21 protein-coding genes are annotated in these 23,134 nt (G+C 42.5%); 8 read left to right on the forward strand and 13 right to left on the reverse strand.

Going from position 1 to position 23,134, the window contains the following annotated elements:
• Nucleotides 1–87 precede the first annotated feature (87 nt).
• Nucleotides 88–3,006, forward strand: coding sequence for a TonB-dependent receptor (locus tag PQ461_RS08140; RefSeq protein WP_274303156.1), 2,919 nt, complete (start codon nucleotides 88–90; stop codon nucleotides 3,004–3,006).
• A gap of 228 nt (nucleotides 3,007–3,234) precedes the next feature.
• Nucleotides 3,235–3,570 carry a hypothetical protein gene (locus PQ461_RS08145; RefSeq protein ID WP_274303158.1) on the forward strand — a complete coding sequence of 112 codons (336 nt, stop codon included), beginning with the start codon at nucleotides 3,235–3,237 and terminating at the stop codon, nucleotides 3,568–3,570.
• A 51-nt stretch (nucleotides 3,571–3,621) separates the two neighbouring features.
• On the opposite strand, the gene PQ461_RS08150 is transcribed toward PQ461_RS08145, so the two are convergent.
• The 7 genes from PQ461_RS08150 to PQ461_RS08180 all read right to left on the reverse strand — a co-directional run bounded on the left by PQ461_RS08150 (nucleotide 3,622) and on the right by PQ461_RS08180 (nucleotide 11,529).
• The gene (locus PQ461_RS08150; protein ID WP_274303159.1) at nucleotides 3,622–4,872 is read right to left on the reverse strand and encodes a sulfate adenylyltransferase subunit 1; all 1,251 of its coding nucleotides are present in this window, start codon (nucleotides 4,870–4,872) and stop codon (nucleotides 3,622–3,624) included.
• The gene (gene cysD, locus PQ461_RS08155; RefSeq protein WP_274303160.1) at nucleotides 4,872–5,777 is read right to left on the reverse strand and encodes a sulfate adenylyltransferase subunit CysD; all 906 of its coding nucleotides are present in this window, start codon (nucleotides 5,775–5,777) and stop codon (nucleotides 4,872–4,874) included. The genes PQ461_RS08150 and cysD overlap by 1 nt, the downstream gene beginning before the upstream one ends.
• Nucleotides 5,778–5,782: 5 nt before the next feature.
• Nucleotides 5,783–6,490, reverse strand: a complete 708-nt coding sequence (locus tag PQ461_RS08160) for a phosphoadenylyl-sulfate reductase (RefSeq protein ID WP_274303162.1) — start codon at nucleotides 6,488–6,490, stop codon at nucleotides 5,783–5,785.
• Nucleotides 6,491–7,999: a TSUP family transporter gene (locus tag PQ461_RS08165; protein WP_274303163.1), complete on the reverse strand. Its 1,509-nt coding sequence runs from the start codon at nucleotides 7,997–7,999 to the stop codon at nucleotides 6,491–6,493.
• Nucleotides 7,977–8,768 (reverse strand): uroporphyrinogen-III C-methyltransferase, encoded by a 792-nt coding sequence (cobA, locus tag PQ461_RS08170; RefSeq protein WP_274303165.1) that lies wholly within the window; start codon nucleotides 8,766–8,768, stop codon nucleotides 7,977–7,979. The genes PQ461_RS08165 and cobA overlap by 23 nt, the downstream gene beginning before the upstream one ends.
• A gap of 2 nt (nucleotides 8,769–8,770) precedes the next feature.
• Nucleotides 8,771–10,864 carry a ferredoxin-like domain-containing protein gene (locus tag PQ461_RS08175; protein WP_274303167.1) on the reverse strand — a complete coding sequence of 698 codons (2,094 nt, stop codon included), beginning with the start codon at nucleotides 10,862–10,864 and terminating at the stop codon, nucleotides 8,771–8,773.
• Between the two features lie 227 nt (nucleotides 10,865–11,091).
• The gene (locus tag PQ461_RS08180) at nucleotides 11,092–11,529 is read right to left on the reverse strand and encodes an RrF2 family transcriptional regulator (protein WP_274303169.1); all 438 of its coding nucleotides are present in this window, start codon (nucleotides 11,527–11,529) and stop codon (nucleotides 11,092–11,094) included.
• 159 nt (nucleotides 11,530–11,688) lie between these two features.
• On the opposite strand from PQ461_RS08180, the gene PQ461_RS08185 reads away from it, so the two are divergent.
• Nucleotides 11,689–12,189 carry a DinB family protein gene (locus PQ461_RS08185; protein WP_274303171.1) on the forward strand — a complete coding sequence of 167 codons (501 nt, stop codon included), beginning with the start codon at nucleotides 11,689–11,691 and terminating at the stop codon, nucleotides 12,187–12,189.
• Between the two features lie 94 nt (nucleotides 12,190–12,283).
• On the opposite strand, the gene PQ461_RS08190 is transcribed toward PQ461_RS08185, so the two are convergent.
• The 5 genes from PQ461_RS08190 to PQ461_RS08210 form a co-directional block, all read right to left on the reverse strand.
• Nucleotides 12,284–13,426, reverse strand: coding sequence for a putative sensor domain DACNV-containing protein (locus PQ461_RS08190; protein WP_274303173.1), 1,143 nt, complete (start codon nucleotides 13,424–13,426; stop codon nucleotides 12,284–12,286).
• Between the two features lie 91 nt (nucleotides 13,427–13,517).
• A complete protein-coding gene (locus PQ461_RS08195) occupies nucleotides 13,518–13,718 on the reverse strand; it encodes a hypothetical protein (protein ID WP_274303176.1) in 201 nt (66 codons plus the stop codon).
• Nucleotides 13,719–13,801: 83 nt separating this feature from the next.
• Nucleotides 13,802–13,990, reverse strand: coding sequence for a cold-shock protein (locus PQ461_RS08200; RefSeq protein ID WP_274303178.1), 189 nt, complete (start codon nucleotides 13,988–13,990; stop codon nucleotides 13,802–13,804).
• 121 nt (nucleotides 13,991–14,111) lie between these two features.
• Entirely contained in the window at nucleotides 14,112–15,212 is a 1,101-nt protein-coding gene (gene lepB / locus PQ461_RS08205) for a signal peptidase I (RefSeq protein ID WP_274303180.1), read from the reverse strand.
• 101 nt (nucleotides 15,213–15,313) lie between these two features.
• Entirely contained in the window at nucleotides 15,314–15,958 is a 645-nt protein-coding gene (locus PQ461_RS08210; RefSeq protein WP_274303182.1) for a hypothetical protein, read from the reverse strand.
• Nucleotides 15,959–16,113: 155 nt separating this feature from the next.
• On the opposite strand from PQ461_RS08210, the gene PQ461_RS08215 reads away from it, so the two are divergent.
• The 5 genes from PQ461_RS08215 (at nucleotide 16,114) to PQ461_RS08235 (ending at nucleotide 20,015) form a co-directional block, all read left to right on the forward strand.
• On the forward strand, nucleotides 16,114–17,049 hold the full coding sequence (locus PQ461_RS08215; RefSeq protein WP_274303183.1) for a ring-cleaving dioxygenase: 936 nt from the start codon (nucleotides 16,114–16,116) through the stop codon (nucleotides 17,047–17,049).
• Between the two features lie 2 nt (nucleotides 17,050–17,051).
• Nucleotides 17,052–17,684 (forward strand): alpha/beta hydrolase, encoded by a 633-nt coding sequence (locus PQ461_RS08220; protein WP_274303184.1) that lies wholly within the window; start codon nucleotides 17,052–17,054, stop codon nucleotides 17,682–17,684.
• A 35-nt stretch (nucleotides 17,685–17,719) separates the two neighbouring features.
• Nucleotides 17,720–18,007 carry a GNAT family N-acetyltransferase gene (locus PQ461_RS08225; RefSeq protein WP_274303185.1) on the forward strand — a complete coding sequence of 96 codons (288 nt, stop codon included), beginning with the start codon at nucleotides 17,720–17,722 and terminating at the stop codon, nucleotides 18,005–18,007.
• Between the two features lie 53 nt (nucleotides 18,008–18,060).
• Nucleotides 18,061–18,645 carry a Crp/Fnr family transcriptional regulator gene (locus PQ461_RS08230; RefSeq protein ID WP_274303187.1) on the forward strand — a complete coding sequence of 195 codons (585 nt, stop codon included), beginning with the start codon at nucleotides 18,061–18,063 and terminating at the stop codon, nucleotides 18,643–18,645.
• Nucleotides 18,646–18,749: 104 nt separating this feature from the next.
• Nucleotides 18,750–20,015 (forward strand): alkaline phosphatase family protein, encoded by a 1,266-nt coding sequence (locus PQ461_RS08235; protein WP_274303188.1) that lies wholly within the window; start codon nucleotides 18,750–18,752, stop codon nucleotides 20,013–20,015.
• A gap of 172 nt (nucleotides 20,016–20,187) precedes the next feature.
• On the opposite strand, the gene PQ461_RS08240 is transcribed toward PQ461_RS08235, so the two are convergent.
• Complete coding sequence (locus tag PQ461_RS08240) at nucleotides 20,188–22,959, reverse strand: M14 family metallopeptidase (RefSeq protein ID WP_274303189.1); 2,772 nt, start codon at nucleotides 22,957–22,959, stop codon at nucleotides 20,188–20,190.
• Between the last annotated feature and the right edge of the window lie 175 nt (nucleotides 22,960–23,134).

Here is a 23,134-nt window from a genome sequence, read left to right on the forward strand (position 1 = left end):
TCGTCAGTAACTAATAAAAAAATCAATCACAACTTTCTTAAACTTTTCATGAAAACTTTTACCCGAACGAAACTCTTAGGGCTATTTATGCTTTTACTGCCTGCCATAACATTTGCACAGCTTAACGGAAGCTATGTATTATCGGGCAAGGTGAACGACGATAATGGCAAGCCTTTGCCAGGTGTCACCGTAAAAATCAAGAACAGCAATATTGCAACTACCAGTAACCAGGATGGCAAATTCACCATCACTACTAACTTGAAATTTCCGTATACATTGGTTTTTAGTTATGTGGGTTTCCAGCCACAAGAATTTGAGGTAAAAAATTCACAGACTAACGAACTTAACATTAAGCTGCTTACCCAAACTATTTTAGCTAATGAGGTGGTTGTAACTGCATCGCGACGGGAAGAGAAACTGCTTAAATCTCCGGTAGCCATTGAAAAACTTACCATAACTGCATTAAAGCAGTCGCCCGGCGCCAGTTTCTATGATGCGCTGGAAAATGTTAAAGGCGTACAAATGACCACCACCAGTATTACTTTAAAGGTTCCTAACACGCGTGGTTTTAACAGCCCTAATAACTTTAGGTTCATGCAGTTGGTTGACGGGGTTGATATGCAGTCGGCAACTTTAGGCGTTCCACTTGGTAATGCCATTGGGCCAACAGAGCTTGATATAGCCAGTGTGGAATTAACCCCCGGTGCTGCTTCGGCCTTATATGGTACCAATGCGATTAACGGATTATCGAACCTGTTTACTAAAGATCCCTTTACCTATCAGGGATTAAGCTTTTATCAAAGGGTAGGGGTTAACCATGTGGGCAATGATCCGCTTGGTGCAAGTGTGCTCACCGAAGATGCCGTTAGGTATGCCAAAGCATTCAATAATAAGTTTGCGTTTAAAGTGAACTTTAGTTATATGCAGGGTAAAGACTGGCAGTCGAACACTATCAAAGATCAAAACCCCGGCAACCTGTTAACGGCTAACCCGGCTTATCCTGAACTGACAGGCGCTAACAATGCGGCTTACGACGGTTGGAATAAATATGGAGATGATGCCTTGGCGGGTAGTAATACGGTATCTATAAAAGGTGTTACCGTAAATGGTGTTGCAAGGCCTAATCTTACAGTGGCGCGTACGGGCTATAACGAGGTTGACCTTGTCGATCCACAGGTATCAAACATTAAGGCTGATGCTACTTTGGCTTATAAGTTTACTCCTAATCTGCAATTGTCATACACCTATCGCTACGGAAGTTTGGATGGAGTATTTCAGCGCGGCAATAAAATCGCTTTGAATGGCGCCAGTGTACAGAACCATAAGATAGAATTGAAAGGAAGCGACTTTTTGGTACGGGCTTACGAGTCGATTGAAAATACAGGCAACTCCTATAACGTAAAACCTTTGGCCGATAACCTTGATCTTAACCATGCCAGTAACTCGGTATGGGGTGCTACATTTAAAAATGCACTTACGCAGTATGGCACTACGCATGGTGGTAGCTTAACCTCGGCAAATCTGGCTGCGGCTGTAGCTTACGCACGTGCTGCTGCTGATGCAGGTAGGGTAGTACCCGGCACGCCGGAGTTTGATGCATTGAAGAAGACCATTATCGGTACTAATAACTGGGATATAAAATCTGCACAGATACCTGATGCCCCGGCAACAGGAGGTGCGGCCTTGTGGCAGAAAAGCCATTTCTACAATGCAGAGGCGCAGTGGGATTTAACCAGTAAGGTGAAATTCATTGATCTGCTGATAGGTGGCGATGTCCGGGTTTACCAGATCATACCAGACGGAAATAACTTTGTTGATTTTAGCCGACCGATTGCTGACCGTAACAAGCCTGAAGCTGATGGTAGTTTTGGTGATGATGTTTACTATAAAAAATACGGAGCTTTTACGCAGGTAACCAAAACCTTCTTTCAGGAACGCTTAAAATTGTTTGCCTCTATCAGGTGGGACTATAACCCTTACTTCGATCCTAAATTTACACCTCGTATTGCTGCAGTTTATAGCGCTAACGAAAATCATAATTTCAGATTCACCTTTCAGAATGGATACCGCTTTCCATCATTGTTTGAAGCATTATCTTATGTAAATAATGGCCGCGTTAAGCGTGTAGGCAGTTTGCCATTTATAAATGATGGCTTGGGTTATCTGGATAATAGCTATACCCAAGCTTCGGTGGCGGCATTTAACGCAGCTGTAAAGGCGGCTCCGGGCACTGCCAGTGGTACTGATGCTACAGCGCTTGCCAACCGTAATATTCTACAGGTGGCAGATCTGCCAAAAGCTCGCCCTGAGAAAATTACATCATTTGAGGTAGGCTATAAAGGCATTTTTGCAGATAGCAAAGTGTTTGTTGATGTTGATGCTTACGCCAACAGGTACAATGGATTTTTAGGGCAGATACAGGTTTATGTTCCTAATGGTACTACTGTGGGGACAGATGCGGCTGTATTGGCTATGCTGGATATTAACCGCGACCCGACAACTGCCACTGCAACTAATGCTGCCAGCCAGGGGCAAAGCCGTTACCGCGTTTATACCAATGCTAAAAACATTTATAACAATTATGGATCATCTGCGGCAGTTACCTACAATTTTTATAGAAGGTATACGGTATCCGGCAATGTTAGTTTTAACAAACTACAGGAGCAGAAAACCACAGATATTTTCCTGACAGGCTTCAATACGCCTGAATGGTCGGGTAATTTGTCATTCGGCAACCGTGAGGTGGTTAAAAACGTCGGCTTCAACATTGTGTATAAATGGCAGCAATCTTACTTGTGGGAAAGCCCGCTGGTAACCGGGACGGTTCCTGCCATTAACACGGTTGATGCGCAGGTGAGTTTGCGTATACCAAAATACTATGCAACGCTAAAGGTTGGCGGCACAGATCTGTTTAACAAAAGATATATCCAATACGCCGGCGGACCAACTATTGGGGCTTTGTACTATGCTTCAGTTACGCTGGACGGCTTGCTGAGCGGTAAGTAGTTTATAATACAATAAGCGTCATTGCGATACGCCGGATGGCGGCGAAGCAATCCCCGATATGCCGTTGATGATGCATTAAAGATATTTCTCATGATTTGGGAAAATTAGGGTTGTTCATGTTGGGAAGCCTCTGCGTAAGCAGGGGCTTTATTGTTTAGTAAAGATTTAATTACGCATATGCAGTCTTAATAGCTTTTTTTTACATTGCTTATCTAAACTAAACCAATTATGAAAAAACTACTTTTTTTATTGATGTTTCTGCCTGCCTTTGCCATAGCGCAAAAAGAAAATCCAGGGACCAATAACAGGTTTAAATATTGCATGCTGATAGAAACTGGTAAGGTGTTTGGTAAAGGAGTAAACGTTTATGTAGATTATGGTGATACAACCGTACGGAGCGGCAATCCTAAAGATGCACTGGGTAAGAAAATTAAGTTTGACACGATATTATCTGCACTTAACTATATGGGTGACCAAGGTTGGGATTTGGTAAACTCTTTTATTATAAGAAACCCTAATAATGTTGGTTATGAAGGCCACTATTTAATGAAAAGGAAATTATAGAAATTTAAAAGCCATCCTGAAGGGATGGCTTTTAAAGAATTATCTAAATGCTTAATCGGCGTTAGCACGAAACATTAAAGCACCAACAGTTACATTGGTGCGGCTATCGATGATAATAGCACCTCCAGTATTTTTGTTGTTCTGGTACAGGTCAAAAACCAATGGCTCGGCAGATTTAACTACTACGCGGCCAATATCGTTCAGTTTAAACTCTTCACTGTATTCTTTTTCAAGTGTGTTAATATCCACCTTATATAGCACTTCCTGAATTTTGCAGCGGGTAAGTTTACTGTTATGCTGAATAAAATAGGTTTGCGAAATATCCAGCGGACGGGTATCCATCCAGCAAAGGTCAGCTTCTATTAATTGCGATACCTGTGGCTTAAAAGCACTGCTTACCAAAATATCGCCCCGGCTGATGTCAATGTCGTCTTTAAGCAAGACGGTTACCGATTTACCTGCCGATGCCTCGTTGTATTGCTGGTCAAGCAATTCGATTTGCTCAACGGTTGAAGTAAATCCCGAAGGCAGCACAGTTACATGATCATTTACTTTTAATGAGCCGCTTAACACACGGCCTGCATAACCGCGGTAATCGTGCAATTCATCGGTTTGCGGGCGTACTACCCATTGCACCGGGAAGTAGGCGTGGCTGCCGCTGTTATCTATAGTTATCTCAACAGTTTCCAGGTGTTCTAATAGGCTTTTGCCAGTATACCATTGCATGTTAGCCGAACGGTTAACCACATTGTCGCCCTTTAAGGCGCTGACAGGTATAAACGTTACCTGTTTCAGGTCTACTTTGGCTGCTAACTTTCTGTAATCGTTTACAATGCTGTTAAAGGTATCTTCAGCGTAATCGAGCATATCCATTTTGTTAACGGCTACAACAACGTTAGGTATACCTAATAGTGATACCAGAAACGAATGCCTTACCGTTTGCTCTACTACGCCTTTACGCGCATCAATAAGAATAATTGCCAAATCTGAATTTGATGCACCGGTAACCATGTTACGGGTATACTGGATATGGCCCGGCGCGTCGGCAATAATAAATTTTCGCTTGTCGGTTTGAAAGTACTTGTAGGCAACATCTATGGTAATACCCTGCTCACGCTCAGCTTTAAGGCCGTCGGTTAATATGGCAAGATCAATACTGCCATCGTCGTTTTTACGGTTAGAGCTATGCAAAGCCTCTAACTGGTCGGCTAAAATCGCATCGGTATCATATAGCAGGCGGCCTATCAATGTACTTTTGCCATCGTCGACACTACCTGCGGTTATAAATTTTAAGATTTCCATTAAAAATAGCCTCCTTTCTTACGGTCTTCCATTGCGGCTTCAGATACTTTATCGTCCATGCGTGCGCCACGTTCGCTGATCTTTGATTCGCTGATCTCATTGATGATATCGTCAATCTCGAAAGCATAAGATTCAACAGCTGCAGTACAGGTCATGTCGCCAACAGTGCGGAAGCGCACATTGCGGCGTTCCACAACATCCTGATCATCCATATTTAAAAATGGTGAAGCCGCCATCAACTGGCCGTTACGGGTTATACAATCACGCTGATGAGCAAAATAAATAGATGGCAACGGGATATTTTCCCGACGGATATAGTTCCACACGTCAAGTTCGGTCCAGTTGCTGATCGGAAAAACGCGTACGTTCTCGCCTTTATGAATTTTGCCATTGAAAATGCTCCAAAGTTCCGGGCGCTGGCGTTTCGGATCCCATTGCCCAAACTCGTCACGGACTGAAAAGATACGCTCTTTGGCACGTGCTTTTTCTTCGTCGCGACGGGCACCACCAATACAGGCATCAAACTGGTATTTAGCAATCGTATTTAATAAGGTAACGGTTTGCAAAGCGTTGCGACTGGCATTTTTCCCGGTTTGCTCTACCACATTTCCTTTGTCAATATCGTCTTGCACGTGGCCGATGATCAGCTTTTCGCCTAAACGCTCAATCATGGCATCGCGGTATTTAATGGTTTCGGCAAAGTTATGGCCGGTATCAATATGTACCAGCGGAAACGGAAATTTACCGGGACGGAAAGCTTTTTCGGCCAGCCGTACCAGAGTGATAGAATCTTTACCACCTGAAAACAGCAAAGCAGGCTTTTCAAATTGTCCTGCCACTTCACGCAGAATATAAATTGCTTCTGCCTCAAGTTCGTCCAGGTAATCCAGGTTGTACTTACTCATCTCTATTAATTATTTGTAACATGTAAACCACACTCTTTTTTCGATTGGTCTTCCCACCACCAGCGGCCTGCACGAAAATCTTCGCCGGGCTGAACAGCGCGGGTACATGGCGCACAGCCAATGCTTGGGAAACCACGGTCGTGAAGTGGATTGTACGGTATGTTATTTACGTTTATGTATGTTTTCACTTCTTCTAATGTCCAGCTATAAATCGGGTGGAACTTAACCATCTGGTTACTTTCGTCCCATTCAACAGGTTCCATAAATTGGCGGTTAGGCGATTGCTCGGCCCTTATGCCTGTTATCCAGCATTTATTGCCGGCAAGCGCACGGCTTAAAGGCTCAATCTTGCGGATGTTGCAGCATTCTTTACGGTTTTCAACTGATTCATAAAACGAGTTAGGCCCTTTGGTATTCACCATAGCCTCAAGTGTCTCATGCTGCGGATAGTAAGCATGAATAGGCTTGCCATACATTTCTAAAGTACGGTTCCAGGTATAGTAGGTTTCCGGAAATAGCCTGCCGGTTTCCAGCGTAAATACTTTGATGGGTAGGTCATTATTGAAGATCATGTGGCTGATCACCTGATCTTCCCATCCAAAGCTGGTAGAAAATATAACCTCACCCGGAAATAAATCAGCAAGTTTCCGTAAGGCTTTAACTGGTGAATGCCCTTCGGTAATGTGCTTTATATGTTTTACTACTTCGCTCATTTATAGCTTAATCACAAAATTTATAATACTGCGGATGCTGATGAGGATAACGATAATAGATACCGACATCATGATCGCCTTAGCTGAAATCTTATTTGATATGCGTGCTGCAATAGGAGAGGCCAGCGCACTGCCCACAATTAAACCTAAAACAGCCGACCATTTAGCACCATTTAGCATGGTGATGAATGTGAGCGAACTCATTAACGCGATAAAGAAGCGTGACAGCTTTACTGTGCCCAATGAGAAACGTGGATTTCGGCCGCCTGCAATAAGTGTCGATAATACGATTGAACCCCAGCCACCACCGCCAACCGCATCAATAAAGCCACCGCCTAAGCCTAATAAGCCAATGCGTTTAATTTTTGCTGAATTACGTTTGCGCTTTAAATTGATTGATTTGGACAGAATGACAATCCCCAATATTAATGTGTACAGCGATACAAAAGGCTTAGTGTACATGCTATAATGCTCAAGTGATGATAATAGGTATGCACCTGTTACTGCACCAATTGCCCCGGGAATTAATAGCAGCTTAAATAGTTTCCAGTTGATATTACCCATGCGATAATGCATCCACCCGGCAATACCGTTGCTTAAAATTTCGGATAAATGAACACCCATACTTGCCGATGCCGGGGATATGCCCATAGATAACGAGAACGCAGTTGATGTTACCCCGTACGACATACCAATAGCACCATCAATCATGGCGAAGACAAAGCCTGCTGCCAGGAAATAATAGAATAAAGGGTTAATATCCTGTACGTAGCTTTTAAAGTTGGGGTCTTTAAACCAAAGCGCCGTAACCACTATGCCGATGGATAAAATAATAGTGCCCCAGATCAGCCAGCGAAAAAGATTTTTAAACTCAGATTTCGGCTTAACCAATACAGAAGTCACTTCATTTAGCTTTTTTACTTTGAAAGCGAAGTCACCTTTAAGCGTATCACGCAGCGCGTTTAATTGCTGAAGTGTATCATCTATCTCAGGTGGTAAGCCATCGTTCAAAACTTCTTTAAGACGTTTGGCGACGGTAGGCGACTTGCCATTGGTTGATATGGCGATTTTAAGATCGCCCTTTTGCACGATCGAGCTTAAATAAAAATCGCACAGTGCGGGTTTGTCTGCCACATTAATCAGCAGTTTTCTTTCATGTGCAGCCTGGCGGATGTATTCATTTAAAATGCTGTCATTAGTAGCAGCAATTACCAGGTCGGCATTGTCAAGGTCATCTTCTGAAAAGGATTTTTGTAGAATATTGATCTGCGGAAATTGATTTGCAAGCGTTTGAACCTCGGGTAAAACAGACAGGGCAATAACAGTTACTCTTGCATCGGGGCTGTTGTTTAACAGGGCGGTCAGTTTTTCAAAACCAACAGGGCCTGCACCAACTACAACCGTATGCAAGTTATTGAGCTTTAAAAACACCGGGAACAACTGGTTGCCGCCGGTTTTTTCTTCGCTTGCTGTTTGTTGCGCTATGTTATTCCGAGGCAATGATGTCATAAAATTCCCTGATCGGTTGAAACTTAGGATGCAGTGATACCACATCGCCCAGTACTATAAGCGCCGGTGCTTTGATCTTCATTTCTTCAACTACTTCTACAATGGTATCTACAACACCAATCGCCACCTTTTCTTCGGCGGTTGAGCCGCTTTGTATCACAGCTACAGGTAGCTTTCCTTTACCTTCTTTTTTGTATATGTTAGTAATTTCCTTTAGCTTATTTAAGCCCATCAATACCACAACAGTAGCTTTGGTGCGTGCTGCTTCGTATAAGTCATTTGAAACAGTGCCGCTGGCAGTTGTGCCTGTTACCACCCAAAAGCTTTCGCTTAAACCTCGGTGGGTAACTGGTATTTGCTGTAATCCGGGTACACTGATTGAACTTGATATACCGGGTATCACCTGCGCAGGGATGCTGTAAGAAGCCGCATGGTCAAGTTCTTCATAACCACGCCCAAATACAAACGGGTCACCGCCTTTTAAGCGTACCACATGGCCATAATTAAGGGCATAGTCAATCATTAGTTTATTAACTGCCTCCTGCGAGTAGGAGTGATCGCCAGAGCGTTTACCCACATAAACTTTTTGTGCATGGGCAGGAGCAAAGTCTAATAGTTCTTCATTTACTAAAGCATCATATAATACAACATCGGCAGTTTGCAGTGCCTTTATCCCTTTAACAGTGATCAGTTCTGCATCGCCGGGGCCTGCGCCTACAAGCGTTATCCGCGGTTCTTTGATGTTATGCTTGGTTTTAACCTCTATCATGATTATACTAATGCCTCTCTTTTTGATTTTATTGTTTCCAGAAATGCAGTTGCCTCTGACAGGTATTTTGCTGCAAATTGTTGAGATGGTTCGTTCTGATTGATTTGCAGTACAAGATCATTGAACGAGGAGTTTAACACGACGTCGCCTGTGTCTACATAGTTAGTGTCAAACTCTTTTATGATGCCTGTTTGCGTGCTGCTGTTAACGTTTTTTTGTAACAGCAATGCCTTGGCGCCGCTTATCATAGCTGCATAAGCATGATAAATACTATCGGCCCAGGCACCCGCGTTATATGATTCATTAGCCCAGCCCAGTTTTTCATCAGCTTCAAAAATGAGTGTCGCTACCAAATCAATCATAACACCGGCACATTCACCCACGCCGATTGCGGTAGCAAACGTTTCTTCGTGCCCCCAGTCTACAAACTCATCATCGGTCAGTGTGGTCAGGTCAGCAAGCGGCTTAAGTAACTGGTAAAAATAATCCTTGCCTAAACGGTCATAATAACCGTGGAAGGTCTCATCTTTTATTGAGTTTGCTTTAAAGTCGTCCAAAACAGCACGCAGCACATGGGTGGCGCGTTTGGCTGGTACCTTGACTACCTTATCGGCCGCACGGCCAATGCCGTTACCAACTGTGCCACCACCTAACAATACCTGCACCGATGGCAGTACCCGTTTATCTGCTTTAAGCGAACTGCCATGAAAGCCGATATGCGCCAGCCCATGCTGCCCGCACGAATTCATGCAGCCACTGATCTTGATTTTGATTTCGCGGTTATAGATCAGTTCCTCATATTCTTTATAGATGACATCTTCCAGCACTTTTGATAAGGTCATGCTATTGGAAATGCCCAGGTTGCAGGTGTCGGTACCGGGACAGGTAGTCACATCGGCGACGCTATCAAAACCGGGCGCAGCCAGGTCAATTTTTTCTAATTCGGTATATAATGATGGTAAAGCTTCCTTGCGGGCGAATTTTAACAGCAATCCTTGATTTTGCGTAACCCTGATCTCGTCGGCCACATAAGGACTTATTGCCGCTACCAGTTTGCGGGCGGTGTCTGAATGAATATCGCCAACAGGTACTTTTACATACACCCCATAAAAACCTTGCTGCTTTTGTTCAAACACATTTGTTGCCAGCCACTGTTCGTAACGCAATGGGTTGGCTAATTGCTCGACGCTAAGCAGGTTTTCTGCGAGTGAAGGGATAGCCAGCTGAGGCACAGCATCGCGGTCAACCTTAAGTGATTTAACCTTGTTGGCTGTTTTTTCAATAGCTGCCAGGCGTAATAATTCATCAAGCCCGATTTTTTGCACCAGGAACTTCATACGGGCCTTATTGCGGTTGTTGCGCTCGCCATGGCGGTCAAACACACGGATAATGGCCTCTATATAAGGGATCAGTTCATCTTCGGGTAAAAACTCTTCAACAATGTGCGCCAGAGCAGGCTGCGCACCAAGGCCGCCGCCAAGCATTACCTTAAAGCCACGCTGGTTGTCGTCTTTAAGTTTGGGAATAAATCCCAGATCATGAATATAACTGAAGGCTGTATCTGTATCGCTGGATGAAAAAGAGATCTTGAATTTACGCCCCATCTCCTGACATATCGGGTTGCGCAAAAAGTATTCGAATGTGGCCTGTGCGTAAGGCGATACATCAAATGGTTCCAGCGGATCGATACCAGCGGTAGGGGATGAGGTTACATTTCTGACAGTATTGCCGCAGGCTTCGCGAAGGGTAATATCGTCCTGTTCCAGTTCTGCCCATAATTGCGGCGTACGGTCAAGGCTTACATAATGTACCTGTATATCTTGACGGGTAGTTAAATGCAGGTTACTGCTGGCATATTCGTCAGAGATATCAGCAATGCGCAACAGTTGTTTAAAAGTTACTTTGCCAAATGGCAATTTGATACGTACCATTTGTACACCGGGCTGGCGCTGGCCATAAACACCGCGTGCCAGCCTTAGGCTGCGGAATTTCTCATCATGTATCTTGCCTTCCCTGAAAGCGCGGATCTTGCGCTCAAGGTCAAGTATGTCTTTTTCTACTACCGGGTTTTCAAGTTCTGTTCTAAAGCTTTGCATGTTGCTTTTTATAAAAAAGCCCCTTCGGTATTTAACTGAAGGGGCGATTCAATATCTTGTTATCGTATACATCCAAGTATTATCGCCCTTTAAAACAGCAACACACTTTATTTCTAATATCTGTATACGTCGTTATCATTGTTAAACACCCAAATATATATATAGTATAGAGAAATAGTAGTAATTATTTGAAAATTTATTGTTCCGGTTTCAAAAGGTAAGAGAAATCAGATAATGGACGAAAGGTCTTTCTCGCGAGAAATAACGTCGGCAATGCTGGTTTCTGAAAGAATTTTCAGTGTTGCATCGCGCACCTGTATAAATACATCTCTTATACCACAGGTGGTTTCCTGGTGGCATTCGTCGCATTTATGATAGAAATTTAAGCTTGCACAGGGTACCATGGCAACAGGACCATCGGTAATGCGAAGGATATTAACCAGATAAATGTCTTTAGGGTCTTTGTTAAGGCTATAGCCGCCGCCAGCACCTTTCTTACTGTACAGAAAGCCAGAGTTGCGCAGCTCTAATAATATTTGTTCAAGGAATTTTTTAGGTATACGTTCCAACTCCGCGATCCTTGAAATTTGCATCGGCGGTTGATCCATATGTTTACCTAATATGACCAGCGCCTTTATAGCGTATTTGGTTTTTTTAGACAGCATCCGTTAAATTACTAAAGCAAATATATGTAAAAGAAAGAAAGTCTATATAGTACATAGTTCATTTAGTTTAATAGCAGAAAATAAATTAGCTAATGTTTAAAACTTGGTACAAATACATCGCTAATTTTTTTAAAATTTGCGACTCAGTAAAAACAACTCATGTATCGTCATATTCAGGATTTCTTAAACGATTGGAAAACGCAGGAGAGCAATACCGTAAAGATTTTTTCTTCGATTACAGAAGAGACCAAATCGCAAAAGATCAATGAAAATGTACGCAGCTTAGAAAGGCTTGCATGGCACATTATCCATACCATTACAGAAATGGGCGCACAGGCAGGTTTGTTTGAAAGCGATTTGTTGGCAGATTATGCTGTACCATCTACATTTTCCGAAATCATCACGGTATACCAGCAATACAATGCGTTACTTGGCCAGGCAGTACGCAGCAAATGGACCGACAGTTCACTTGAAGATGTAATACCTATGTATGGCCAGCAATGGAAAAAAGGAGAATTACTATCTGTATTTGTTGGACATGAAACTCATCACCGTAGCCAGATGACCGTGATTATGCGTGTGCTTGGTCTACCTGTTCCTGGCTTGTTCGGTCCATCTAAAGAAGAGTGGGCACTTATGGGGCTGCCAGCCATGGAATAGAAAGCATGCTGTCATTTCGATGAGCATAGCTAAGAGAAATCTTATGTAGTATTAAGATCTCTCACATGCTGTTCGAGATGACAATTTCTATGTTTTACAACAATAAAACATCTATACGGTGTGCATGTACCATTTGCAATGGTTCTGACCATGCAAATACTGTAAAGTTACCGTCTTGTGAGGCTACTAAAGCCAACGTATCATGCTGATCATGCACAAATTGTGCGGCAGCTAAGTGCCGAGTACCGCCATTGCGTGCCGGATGTGTTTTACAGGGTTTAGAACCAACAACGGGCTCTGTTACAATCAAATGGTCAACAGGGCCGCTTATTGCCGAACGGGCAACCTTTACACCAAAAGCAAGCAACTCATTTTCGCGGGTAATAACGGTAGCGCCGTCAACAGCGGTAAACCCGCCGATAATATCTATTGCCTGCAAAAGCTGATCCTGCCATTCAAGTGTTTTCCGATCTTCTATATCCTGTTTCATCAGGCTATCGATCACTTTGTATGGCGGCTCAACAGGATAGTTAACCGGCTGCACAATAGATTCTTGCCATTTATTGCTATTTGGCGGAACAATAAGTACCAGCCCGCCGCGCTGATGCCTGCGCATAGCAGCAGCAAGCTCAACCAGTACATTTACGGTATTTGACAGATATGACATTTGAGGCATATCCATCAATGAATTGACCAGGGCAGGGCAATCTACAAGATTAGCGTTGGTTTCATCAACCAGCTTGATCTGGTCGCCTTTTAATATGGCAACGTTTACATACTTGCCAAAACCATCTACGCGGCTATGTTTAATTACAAGTAAACCGGGTTCAATTACTTCAAGCACAAAGCAAATGCCGGGTACATAATGGGTGGTGCCCCAAATATAAAGATCTGTACCTTCAAGCCATACACCCAGGTGTATGCCCGGTGTTTCAACAGCGGGCGATAGCTTTTTAAGATTATGCGGTGTAAGCCTTATTTTATTGCCAAACTTTAGCGGCTGCTTAACCTGATGCGGCGGCAGAAGCGCTATAGAAATTTTAGGCTCATGTCCTTCTTCGCGGCGAAGGCTGGCCCAAAACGCCACATCAATAACAGCTTCAATAATTTCTGCTACAGGTTGCAAAGCCAGGTTGGTTGATCCTGTCTCCCTTGCAAGGGCAAGGTGTTTTGCAAAGTGTGCTTCAATATCAGGTGCTACCATACGGGCAGCCAAATACGTAGGTTCTGATAGCATTAGAATAAGGTACTTACCGCAAAACTATAAGTAATATGCGTTTGCGTGCGCTGTTTAAAGTTACAAAGTAATTTTTGACTTTAGCAGTACATTAAGCACGACTTTGTGGCTTTGCATCTGGTGGGGTAGAAGTGATCTCGCCATCCTCATTTACATAAGCTAGCATGTTGTCAAGATCACCGCCTGTTGAGTTTTCCTGTCTTTGCTTTTTGCGAAATTCTTTATCTTCCTTTTTCTTCTGTTTGTTTTTCTCCCGCTGCTTTTTCATAAAGGTTGCCTGTGATTTCGCCATGTTTTTCTAAATTTTAAAAGTGTAATAAAATAAAAAGCACCTGCCTTATACAAGGCAGGTGCTTTAGACAAATCTATAATAGATTAAGCCAGTTTTACATTTACTGCATTAAGGCCTTTTTTGCCATCTTGTACGTCAAAAGTTACTGAATCGTTTTCACGAATGTTTTCTTTTAAACCAGATACGTGGACGAAAATTTCTTGTCCATCGTCGCTTTTAATAAAACCAAAACCTTTGGTCTCATTAAAAAACTTTACTGTTCCTGTATTCATTTAATATTGTATTGAGATACAAATATAGTTATAATATTCGAATATACCTCTATTTCAAAAATATTAAGGCTCAGTGGCAAGATCGAAATAGCTGATCTACAGATTATTTATCAGAATTTAGTTATTTAATAGGCCTCAGAATACGGTTCCAGCGTATTTTGTCAAAAAATGTCCCCGTACTGTCAATACTCATCCAGGTAATTATGGCCTTACCAACAATATGGTCTTCCGGAACAAATCCCCAAAATCTTGAGTCTTCAGAATTGTGGCGGTTGTCGCCCATCATCCAGTAATAGTTTTGAGTAAAGGTGTAAGTGTTTGCCTGTTTGCCGTTAACGTAGAATACGCCATTGGCTTTAGTGATCTTGTTATGCTCGTAAGACTGAACAGTATGGGCATACAGCGCCACCGTAGAATCGGTTAGCCTGATAGTCGCTCCTTTCTTAGGGACTAACATCGGGCCGAAATTGTCGTTGTTCCATTTAAACATGGCGTTATGCGGAAATATAGAAGGGTCAAATTCGCCTTTAGGTTCAACAAAGGGTTTTATTGATGTGATATTGCTATAACTTTTCATCTCTGCAACGCTTTCTTTAGGCATAATCATGATGTATGATTTGTCGGTAAGCTGTGCATATATCTCAATTTTAAGGTCTTTGATTACCTGTGGGTTTATGGAGGAACCATCGGTTATAACTTCATAAGATGTTTGCCCTTTTGGCGGATTAGGGTTTGCCTTACCGTTTACATAAAGCTGTGAGTTTACAATGCTGATCACATCGCCGGGGGTAGCCTGGCATCGTTTGATATAGTTAGACCTCATGTCCACAGGGATCAAACTATCTGATGGCAGGTTAAAAACAACCACATCGTTTTTCTTTAATTCTGAAATTCCCGGTAAGCGGTAGTAAGGCAATTGGATGCCATCCCAATAGGTTTTGATTTTAGCGCCTGTTACTGTACTTTCTAAAAAAGGTATGGCAATAGGCGTAATTGGCATGCGGGCGCCGTAATGAAATTTACTTACAAAAAGGTAGTCGCCGGTAAGCAATGAACCTTCCATGGAAGCCGATGGAATAGCATAAGCTGAAAACAGCAATCCGCGGATGATAGTCGAAGCAACAACCGCAAACAAAATGGCGTCTAACCATTCGCGTGTTTTACTTTTCTTTGGCTTATCAGCTTCGTTTTTTTTACGTTTAAAGGGATTAGTAAATTTCATGGAGCAGTTTTAGTTGATTAGCAATTGGTTAATTAAACGGTTTGACATAAAAAAGCCCGCATTGTTACAAACAATACAGGCCAAGTTTATAGAATCGACGTTTAGTTTACAGCCTGTGCCAGCGTTGCAATAGAATTGTCGCTGTTAAAATTGAAATCATCAGCTTTTATTATTTCCTTCACCTTATCATTGCTTTTAAAAAAGTTTTGAAAGTCCTTTTTACCGTTGCCAATCTTTTGATACTTAGTACCATCAAATGCGTAGTAAGTGATCATCGGTTCAAGTTTTTGAGTTACTCTTTTAGTGTAAAAATCTTCTTCAGAGTTTACTTTCACAGTTGTTAATTTATAAATGCTCAGCTTACCCGGGGCAACAAGTTCTAAAAATACCGGCGCTTTGCTGTCGATGGTTTTAATCTTTGTAAAGTTGCCGGTATGGTTTTCACTTGGTGGAACCGTGAATTTGCTTACAGAATCAGTGATGTCATATAAATTATTATCTATGCTGTATTCTATGTGCTGATTAAGCTCGTCATACCGTATGGGTAAATCAGTTAATTTTTTGCCATTATTGGTTGTTATTTCAGCTTTTTGAAATTCCTCATTTAAATAGGGTGAACCAACGGTGTTGCCCGATTTTTTTGATTTAAGAGGTTTACCCATGCTCATAAATAATGCTGATTGCTGTGCAAAACAAAGGGTTGAGGCAATAACCAATGCAAATAAAAGTGAAATGTGCTTTTTCATGTTAAGAGTTTTAAGTAGTTAAAGCACAAGATAAAACGTTTTACTAATATTCCGTTAAGTCAACAGATATTTCTTTCTTGACCCAGGTCAAGTGTTACCTACGTTTGCTGCCATACCTTTGTAGTGTTAATTCAATTAAGCAGATTATTAAAACTATGGAAGATCAAATTTTAGGCATACACCACATCACTGCTATCGCAGGAAATGCCAAACGCAACTATGATTTTTATACTAATATATTAGGTTTAAGATTAGTAAAGAAGACCGTCAATTTTGATGATCCTGAAACCTATCACTTTTATTACGGCGATAAACACGGTACACCCGGTACTATACTGACATTTTTCCCATGGGAAAACATTATGACCGGACGCCGTGGAGCAAGGCAGGCTACTGAGATAGGTTATTCTGTTCCGGAAAACAGCCTCGACTTTTGGTTAAAACGTCTGGAAGATCATAACGTAACTTATAATAAAGTAGCAGAAAAATTTGGCGAACCTTATTTAACCCTGCTTGATCCTGACGGCTTGAAACTGGAGTTAACAGTTTCTAAAACTGCGGATAATCGCTTGCCTTGGGAAACTGATGAGATCAAAGCTGAAAACGGTTTAAAAGGGTTTCATAATATTACTATTAACACTAATAAAATGCAGCCTACTGCCGATGTGCTGACTGGTGTTTTAGGTTACCGTTTGTTAGAGCAACATGTAAACAGGTACCGTTTTATCAATGATAATGTAGACAATGCCAACATTGTTGACCTTGTAGAAGTTCCGGGCGAAATTGCCGGCCATGTAGCAGGTGGCTCTGTACACCACGTAGCATTCAGGGTGAAAAACGAAGAGATTTTAATGCACTATCGCGATAAAATTGAAGCGCTTGGATTGCACATTACAGAAAAAATTGACCGTAACTATTTCTATTCATTATACTTCCGCGAACCAGGTGGCGTATTGTTTGAGATTGCTACTGATAACCCGGGCTTTACTGTTGACGAATCGTTGGAAGAATTAGGCCAGAATCTTAAACTGCCTGCAAAATATGAGTCATTCCGTGCAAGCCTTGAAACTACATTACCTAAAATCAATTAATTATGTACACTCATCATAAAAATATTGTAAAAGCAGGTGCAGAGCCAAAAGATGCAAAAGGCGCAATTATAATGTTACACGGTCGTGGAAGCACGGCCGATAACATTATCGGCCTTAATTCTGTGCTGAATATTAAAGATTTAGCAATTTATGCACCACAGGCAAGTAACCACAGTTGGTATCCTTACAGCTTTATGGCACCGGTGAAAGATAATGAACCTGCACTAAGCTCGGCTTTGGAGTTAATAAAGGAAACCGTACAACAAGCAGTAACCGATGGTATCCCTGAAGACAGGATCTATTTTGCAGGATTTTCCCAGGGCGCTTGCCTAACATTAGAGTATGTTGCCCGTAACGCAAAAAAATATGCCGGTGTTGTTGCCTTTACAGGCGGACTGATTGGCGAACAGCTGCAACTGGATAATTACCAGGGCGATTTCAACAACACACCTATACTTATTGCCACTGGCGATCCTGATGCGCACGTGCCTGTAACAAGGGTACTTGAAAGTGTGGAAGTTTTAAAAGGTTTAAATGCCGATATCAGGCTTGAAATTTATAAAGGCCGCCAGCATACTATCAGCATGCCTGAAATAAAACTGGCTAACGAAGTAATTTTTGATCAGACAAATTGATCCTTTAACGGTTAATAGCTTTCAAAGCAGATATTATGAGTTACGAAAATACAGAACTGATAAATAACGAAGCCATTCACAATTTTGAATTGTTTGTGGATGGCGAAAGGGCTTTTATTGATTACCGTACAAAAGGCGATAAGCTATTTCTGGTGCATACAGAAGTACCCGAAAATTTACAGGGCAGGGGTATTGCCGAAGCAATTGTAAGCAAAACCTTTGCTTACATGGAAGCGCATAAGCTTAAACTGGTTCCGCTTTGCCAATATGTGCAGATCTACCTGAAACGCCACCCGGAGTGGAACAGGCTGCTTGCCGATTAAGTTGAGTTATCCTGATCTTCCGGCTTCCAAAATAGATTTTGTATTTTGGCGGCATGTCTACCGATCTGATACTGCAAAACATATCCCGTTATGTAAACTTAAGCCCTGATGAAAAAGCATATTTCACATCACTGCTGCAATCACGTAGTTTAAAACGCAAAGAATTTTTGCTGGAAGACGGACAAATCTGTAAGTATTCTGCATTTACATTATCCGGATGTTTGCGTGGCTACACCGTTGATGAAAACGGGCTGGAGCATGTACTCAGCTTTGCACCCCAAGGTTGGTGGATGGCCGATATGTACAGCCTGATCAGTCAAAAGCCCGGAACATTGAATATAGAAGCCATAGAAAAGACAGATATATTGCTTTTATCCAAAGCCGACCAGGAAAAGCTTTACGAACAAGTGCCAAAGTTCGAGCGTTTTTTCAGGATCATTACAGAAAATTCCCTGGTGGCCTACCAGCAAAGGCTGATGGACAATTTAAGCCTTACCGCCGAGGAGCGTTATCTTAATTTTTGCAAACGGTACCCCACGCTGATACACACCTTACCTAAAAAAGATATTGCTACCTATATTGGCGTAACTCCCGAGTTTCTGAGCCGTATGCTGGGCAAAATGCTCAGAAACTCATAGCAAAAAGCTACTTGAGCAGCTACAAGGATTTATGTTTGCCTGTTCTTAATGTTTACTTCATAACAAAGCCATTTATTTGATATAATTTGGCACCCGGATTTTTTATGAAATATTACGCTCTTTTAATCGTTTCCCTGTTTTGGTTACAAGTTGTTAATGCGCAGGTTGATACCAGTATGCAAGTGAATACAGCCAGGTATAACAGCAAGCAACAAGAGGAAAAACCCTATGTGATTATGATATCGATGGATGGTTTTAGGTATGATTACCTCAATAAATACCATGCATCACATTTGAAAGAATTAAGTGATAATGGTGCACGTGCCGAAGCCATGATCCCTTCTTATCCTTCGTTAACTTTCCCAAACCATTACACGTTGGTTACGGGGCTTTATCCTTCGCATCATGGATTAGTAGGCAACAGCTATTACGATAGAAACTTCAAGGCAACTTATTCCATGAAGGGTAAAACAGCCGTAGAGGGCAAGTGGTACGGAGGCGAGCCGCTTTGGGTGCTGGCCGAAAAACAACAAATGCTAACGGCAAGCTTTTACTGGGTGGGGTCAGAAGCTGATATACAGCACACATTACCCACTTATTACTACAAGTATAACGAGAAGATCAGTATACATAACCGCATTGCCTGCGTTGTTAACTGGTTGGAGCAGCCTGCTGACCGCCGTCCACACTTGATCACTTTCTACTTTCCGGAGGTTGACCATCAAAGCCATCATTTCGGGCCTGATAGTAAAGAAACTGCCGATGCCGTTCATTTTGTAGACTCAGCTATTTATCAATTGACTGAAGCTGTTAAGAAAACGGGATTAAAAGTTAATTATGTGGTAGTATCAGACCACGGAATGACGGCAATTGACCGTGAGCATAAATTGCCCGAACCATCATTAACACGCGATACAACTAAGTTTATCAATTTAGATGAAGGCGTTATTATGCAGCTTTATGCAAAAGATCCAGCTTACATAAAACCGGCTTACGAAAAACTAAAGGCTGAAGCTAAGGATTATGATGTTTACCTGAAGCAGGATGTACCGGCACATTTACATTATGGTGCTAAAGATGACAGATACAACCGTATAGGCGACATTGTGCTGATACCTAAATGGCCCAAAGTTTTTTATTGGGGCAAAGGGGAATTAAACATGGGCGCACATGGATATGATCCGATAACAGTGAAAGAAATGCGGGCAGTTTTTATGGCTTGGGGGCCGGATATTAAAAAAGGGATTACTGTACACCCGTTCCCAAATGTGGACGTTTATCCTGTGGTTCAAAAAATATTACAATTGCAAAACCCGCCTCAGATTGACGGAACGGACGAGCTTGCTAAACAGATATTAATTAAAAAATAAATTTTTACTGGCGAGCCTGCTGTTGGCATAATAAATGTTATAACATTAAATGTTAGCTACTAACGTTTTGTGCCGATAAGATGATGTGAGAGAGATACTAAGTAGTTAACAATATCAGATCGGAGATAGAGAAGGCTGCCCAATTGGGCAGCCTTTGTTTTTGGTAGAGTATTTACTTTTTCGACATTTCGTAAAGTTCGTTGAAGAGCAATTTAAATGTTCCATGTGATTGCCCGCGGAAGGTGATCTCAGGCCCGAATACATACAAATTACCATTACCAACTTTAGCTTCAAATGCAGCTACGTTATTTTTTAAGTATTGCTGTCCCCAGGCCCATCCGCTGCGCAATGGTTTGTCAGTAGTGTAAGTAGCAAGTGCTGTAACGCCTTTACTTTCGGCATCGTTATCCAGTTTAAATACAGGGCTGCTATCAAATAATATATCTGTTTTAGCTTTCATGCCCCAGTTTGCTGGTACAGATGTATTGAAACTGGCTTGCAATACGCTGCCCGGTATATAAAATTTATCGCCTGATAAGGGCTTGCCGCTATTGTCAACCAATGCATTTTGTACAGGGAGTTTTAATTGGTAAGCAAGGTTAGCGCTGCTGCCAATAGTGACGATATTTCCGCCTGCTTCCAAAAAGGCTTTTAGTTGTGGAATAGATTTTTCGGCTGTGATGCGGCCGGTCCAGGTTTTAAATTCATCAGGCAGGTTTTCCATGTTACCGCCGCGAAAACCACCACCAAAGTTGCGGCCATTAGGGTCTGGAATTGCGCCGCCAACAAATACAATTACATCATATTTACTTTTCAGGTCGCCATTGTCAATCTCCTGCGGATAAATCACATGGAAAGGGAAGTGGTATTGCTCCATCATCCAGCGTATCCAGCCTGAAGGGATAGAACCGCCATAATTATCCCATAGCGCCATGCGTGCCTGCGATAGTTTGATTAAGCCTTTAGGCGTTTTGTTGGTTGCACTTACCTTAACCCCTAAATTAGCATCAACGGCAAGTGCTGTCTTTGCAGCTGCTGAATAAGGGATATAAAATGCGCCCGGACCAGCATCTGCCACACCTTTCACTCCGGCAGGCGCGCGGTATACCTGAGCACCGGCTTTTAACAGATCGTTTACAATGATAAACGCATTATTTACATCGGGACTAAGCACGTAGCCGCCTTTTGCAATTACAGGAACCAATACCGTTGACGGCGATTGCAGTTCGCCGTAAGGGATGCGTTTAAATGGCCCGTCGAAATCATCAAGCAAACGGTCGAACTTGATGCCCATTTGATAAGCCAATGTCCAACCGGCATTATCATAAGGGCGAATAGGAGGGCCGCCTGGATATAAGAAATCATTCGGGTGATCCTGCGGTTCAAACATATCCAGCACATGCGGGCGGAAAGCCTGGTTAGTTTTTACGATATAACTTCCTGCCGGATAGTTTACACCATTTATTTTGAATGGTACTGTTGCTTTTTGGATAACAATACCTGCCCGTATCAATGTATTAACAAATTTAACCGCGGTCGGGAAATCATTCTGATCGGCAGATATAATATACCCGCGTGCATCGCGCAGGGTTGGGTCTTTTAAAACTTTGTCGTAATATTTTACAGGTATTGATCCGCTTCTGCCTAATGATACCGCGCCGCTTGCCCCGCCACGGTTACCCTCGCCATTTGCGGGAGTAGTGTTACCCATGTCGGCTTTGTAAGCATTATTGATCGAGTCGGTCATTTTGGGCGATAGCGTCCAGTTGTCACGGCTGCCGCGTTCAATTGAGTTCATTCCCATGCGGTACATATCATAAAGCAGCATGTCGCGTTGGCGTACAGCATAGTTTAATACGGCGTAGTTAAGCGATACTGAATAATCGATAGACTGCTTAAAATGCCACGGTTGCGGCGTTACCGGGAAAGGCGTACTGCTGTTGGGGATCAACCGGCTTGGCACCAGCGGAATTTCTGATGGGGTAGGGCTGCCGATAATTTCGGTAAGTAAACCTACCATGTTATGAAAATAAGTAGTGGTACGCAAGCCACCATTCCACCAGGTAGAATATTCTGTGCCTTGCAATTTGGTATAGCCTGGTTTGTTCTCAGTATTCAGTCGACTGATCATCGCGGCACCTACGGCATCAAGCGTGGTGACCATCAATGGATCGAAGACATAATTGAAAGGGTCGCGGTAAGGTGGGCCAGCCACCACAGATCCTGCCGGGCCGGTTTGGTGATGATTATAAACAATCTGAGGGAACCATTGCAGAAACTGCTGACGGGTAATATTCTGCGTTTCTTTCATGTTCATCATGTAAAAATCTCGGTTGTTATCGTGCCCGATGTATTTTTCCCATAAACGCGGTACGTTCATGTTTCGCTTTTTTAGGTCGTTTTCGCGCATGTACCAGTTGGCTACCAGTTCCTGCCCGTCGGGGTTGGCATGTACCATCAGGATAATGCAATTGTCTAGGATGTTCTTAGTTTCGGCATCATTGCGGCTGATTAAATCATAGGCCGTTTGGATCAACTGATGTGAGCCAACAACCTCGCTGGCATGCAGTCCGCCATCAATCCATACAACAGCTTTACCCTGTAAGGCAAGTGCATGCGCCTGCTCGTCTTTTAAGCCTTCGGCATGGGCCAATTTTTGTGAAATGGCTTTGTATTTATCGAGGTTTTTAATGTTTTCGGGCGATGATATCACCAGCATAAACTCGTGGCGGCCTTCTTCGGTTAAGCCCATATCTACATATTTGGCACGGGGAGAAGCAGTAAGTTTTTTGATATAAGCCTCGGTCTGCGTGTAATTGGCAAGTTTATAATCGTCGCCAATTTCAAAACCGAAATGTTCTTTAGGAGTAGGTATGGTTTGTGCCGATGCGCCAAAAGCAAGCAGCATACCCCATACCAGGCAATGGGTAAGTTTCCGGGTCATGTTTTAGTTTAAAGTTGATAAGCAATTTATGGAATTGACTGCGAATGCATTGTAACTTTTTTGAAGCAGAGATTTTGATTTGATATTGGGTTGATTGAAGAATAAGAAATGGTTAAAACAATCAGGATATAATTCATTCTGACTAATGACTAATGACTAATGACTAATGACTAAT

Origin of the sequence: Mucilaginibacter sp. KACC 22063 (assembly GCF_028736115.1) — a bacterium.
In the GTDB taxonomy this organism is placed as follows: domain Bacteria; phylum Bacteroidota; class Bacteroidia; order Sphingobacteriales; family Sphingobacteriaceae; genus Mucilaginibacter.

Coding starts and splice junctions, on each gene's coding strand:
- PQ461_RS08200 (WP_274303178.1), bottom strand. CDS start 13,990: ATGAATACAGGAACAGTAAAGTTTTTTAATGAGACCAAAGGTTTTGGT.
- PQ461_RS08240 (WP_274303189.1), bottom strand. CDS start 22,959: ATGACCCGGAAACTTACCCATTGCCTGGTATGGGGTATGCTGCTTGCT.
- PQ461_RS08225 (WP_274303185.1), top strand. CDS start 17,720: ATGAGTTACGAAAATACAGAACTGATAAATAACGAAGCCATTCACAAT.
- cobA (WP_274303165.1), bottom strand. CDS start 8,768: ATGATAGAGGTTAAAACCAAGCATAACATCAAAGAACCGCGGATAACG.
- PQ461_RS08220 (WP_274303184.1), top strand. CDS start 17,052: ATGTACACTCATCATAAAAATATTGTAAAAGCAGGTGCAGAGCCAAAA.
- PQ461_RS08185 (WP_274303171.1), top strand. CDS start 11,689: ATGTATCGTCATATTCAGGATTTCTTAAACGATTGGAAAACGCAGGAG.
- PQ461_RS08140 (WP_274303156.1), top strand. CDS start 88: ATGCTTTTACTGCCTGCCATAACATTTGCACAGCTTAACGGAAGCTAT.
- PQ461_RS08180 (WP_274303169.1), bottom strand. CDS start 11,529: ATGCTGTCTAAAAAAACCAAATACGCTATAAAGGCGCTGGTCATATTA.
- PQ461_RS08215 (WP_274303183.1), top strand. CDS start 16,114: ATGGAAGATCAAATTTTAGGCATACACCACATCACTGCTATCGCAGGA.
- cysD (WP_274303160.1), bottom strand. CDS start 5,777: ATGAGTAAGTACAACCTGGATTACCTGGACGAACTTGAGGCAGAAGCA.
- PQ461_RS08175 (WP_274303167.1), bottom strand. CDS start 10,864: ATGCAAAGCTTTAGAACAGAACTTGAAAACCCGGTAGTAGAAAAAGAC.
- PQ461_RS08230 (WP_274303187.1), top strand. CDS start 18,061: ATGTCTACCGATCTGATACTGCAAAACATATCCCGTTATGTAAACTTA.
- PQ461_RS08235 (WP_274303188.1), top strand. CDS start 18,750: ATGAAATATTACGCTCTTTTAATCGTTTCCCTGTTTTGGTTACAAGTT.
- PQ461_RS08190 (WP_274303173.1), bottom strand. CDS start 13,426: ATGCTATCAGAACCTACGTATTTGGCTGCCCGTATGGTAGCACCTGAT.
- PQ461_RS08195 (WP_274303176.1), bottom strand. CDS start 13,718: ATGGCGAAATCACAGGCAACCTTTATGAAAAAGCAGCGGGAGAAAAAC.
- PQ461_RS08210 (WP_274303182.1), bottom strand. CDS start 15,958: ATGAAAAAGCACATTTCACTTTTATTTGCATTGGTTATTGCCTCAACC.
- PQ461_RS08165 (WP_274303163.1), bottom strand. CDS start 7,999: ATGACATCATTGCCTCGGAATAACATAGCGCAACAAACAGCAAGCGAA.
- lepB (WP_274303180.1), bottom strand. CDS start 15,212: ATGAAATTTACTAATCCCTTTAAACGTAAAAAAAACGAAGCTGATAAG.
- PQ461_RS08145 (WP_274303158.1), top strand. CDS start 3,235: ATGAAAAAACTACTTTTTTTATTGATGTTTCTGCCTGCCTTTGCCATA.
- PQ461_RS08160 (WP_274303162.1), bottom strand. CDS start 6,490: ATGAGCGAAGTAGTAAAACATATAAAGCACATTACCGAAGGGCATTCA.
- PQ461_RS08150 (WP_274303159.1), bottom strand. CDS start 4,872: ATGGAAATCTTAAAATTTATAACCGCAGGTAGTGTCGACGATGGCAAA.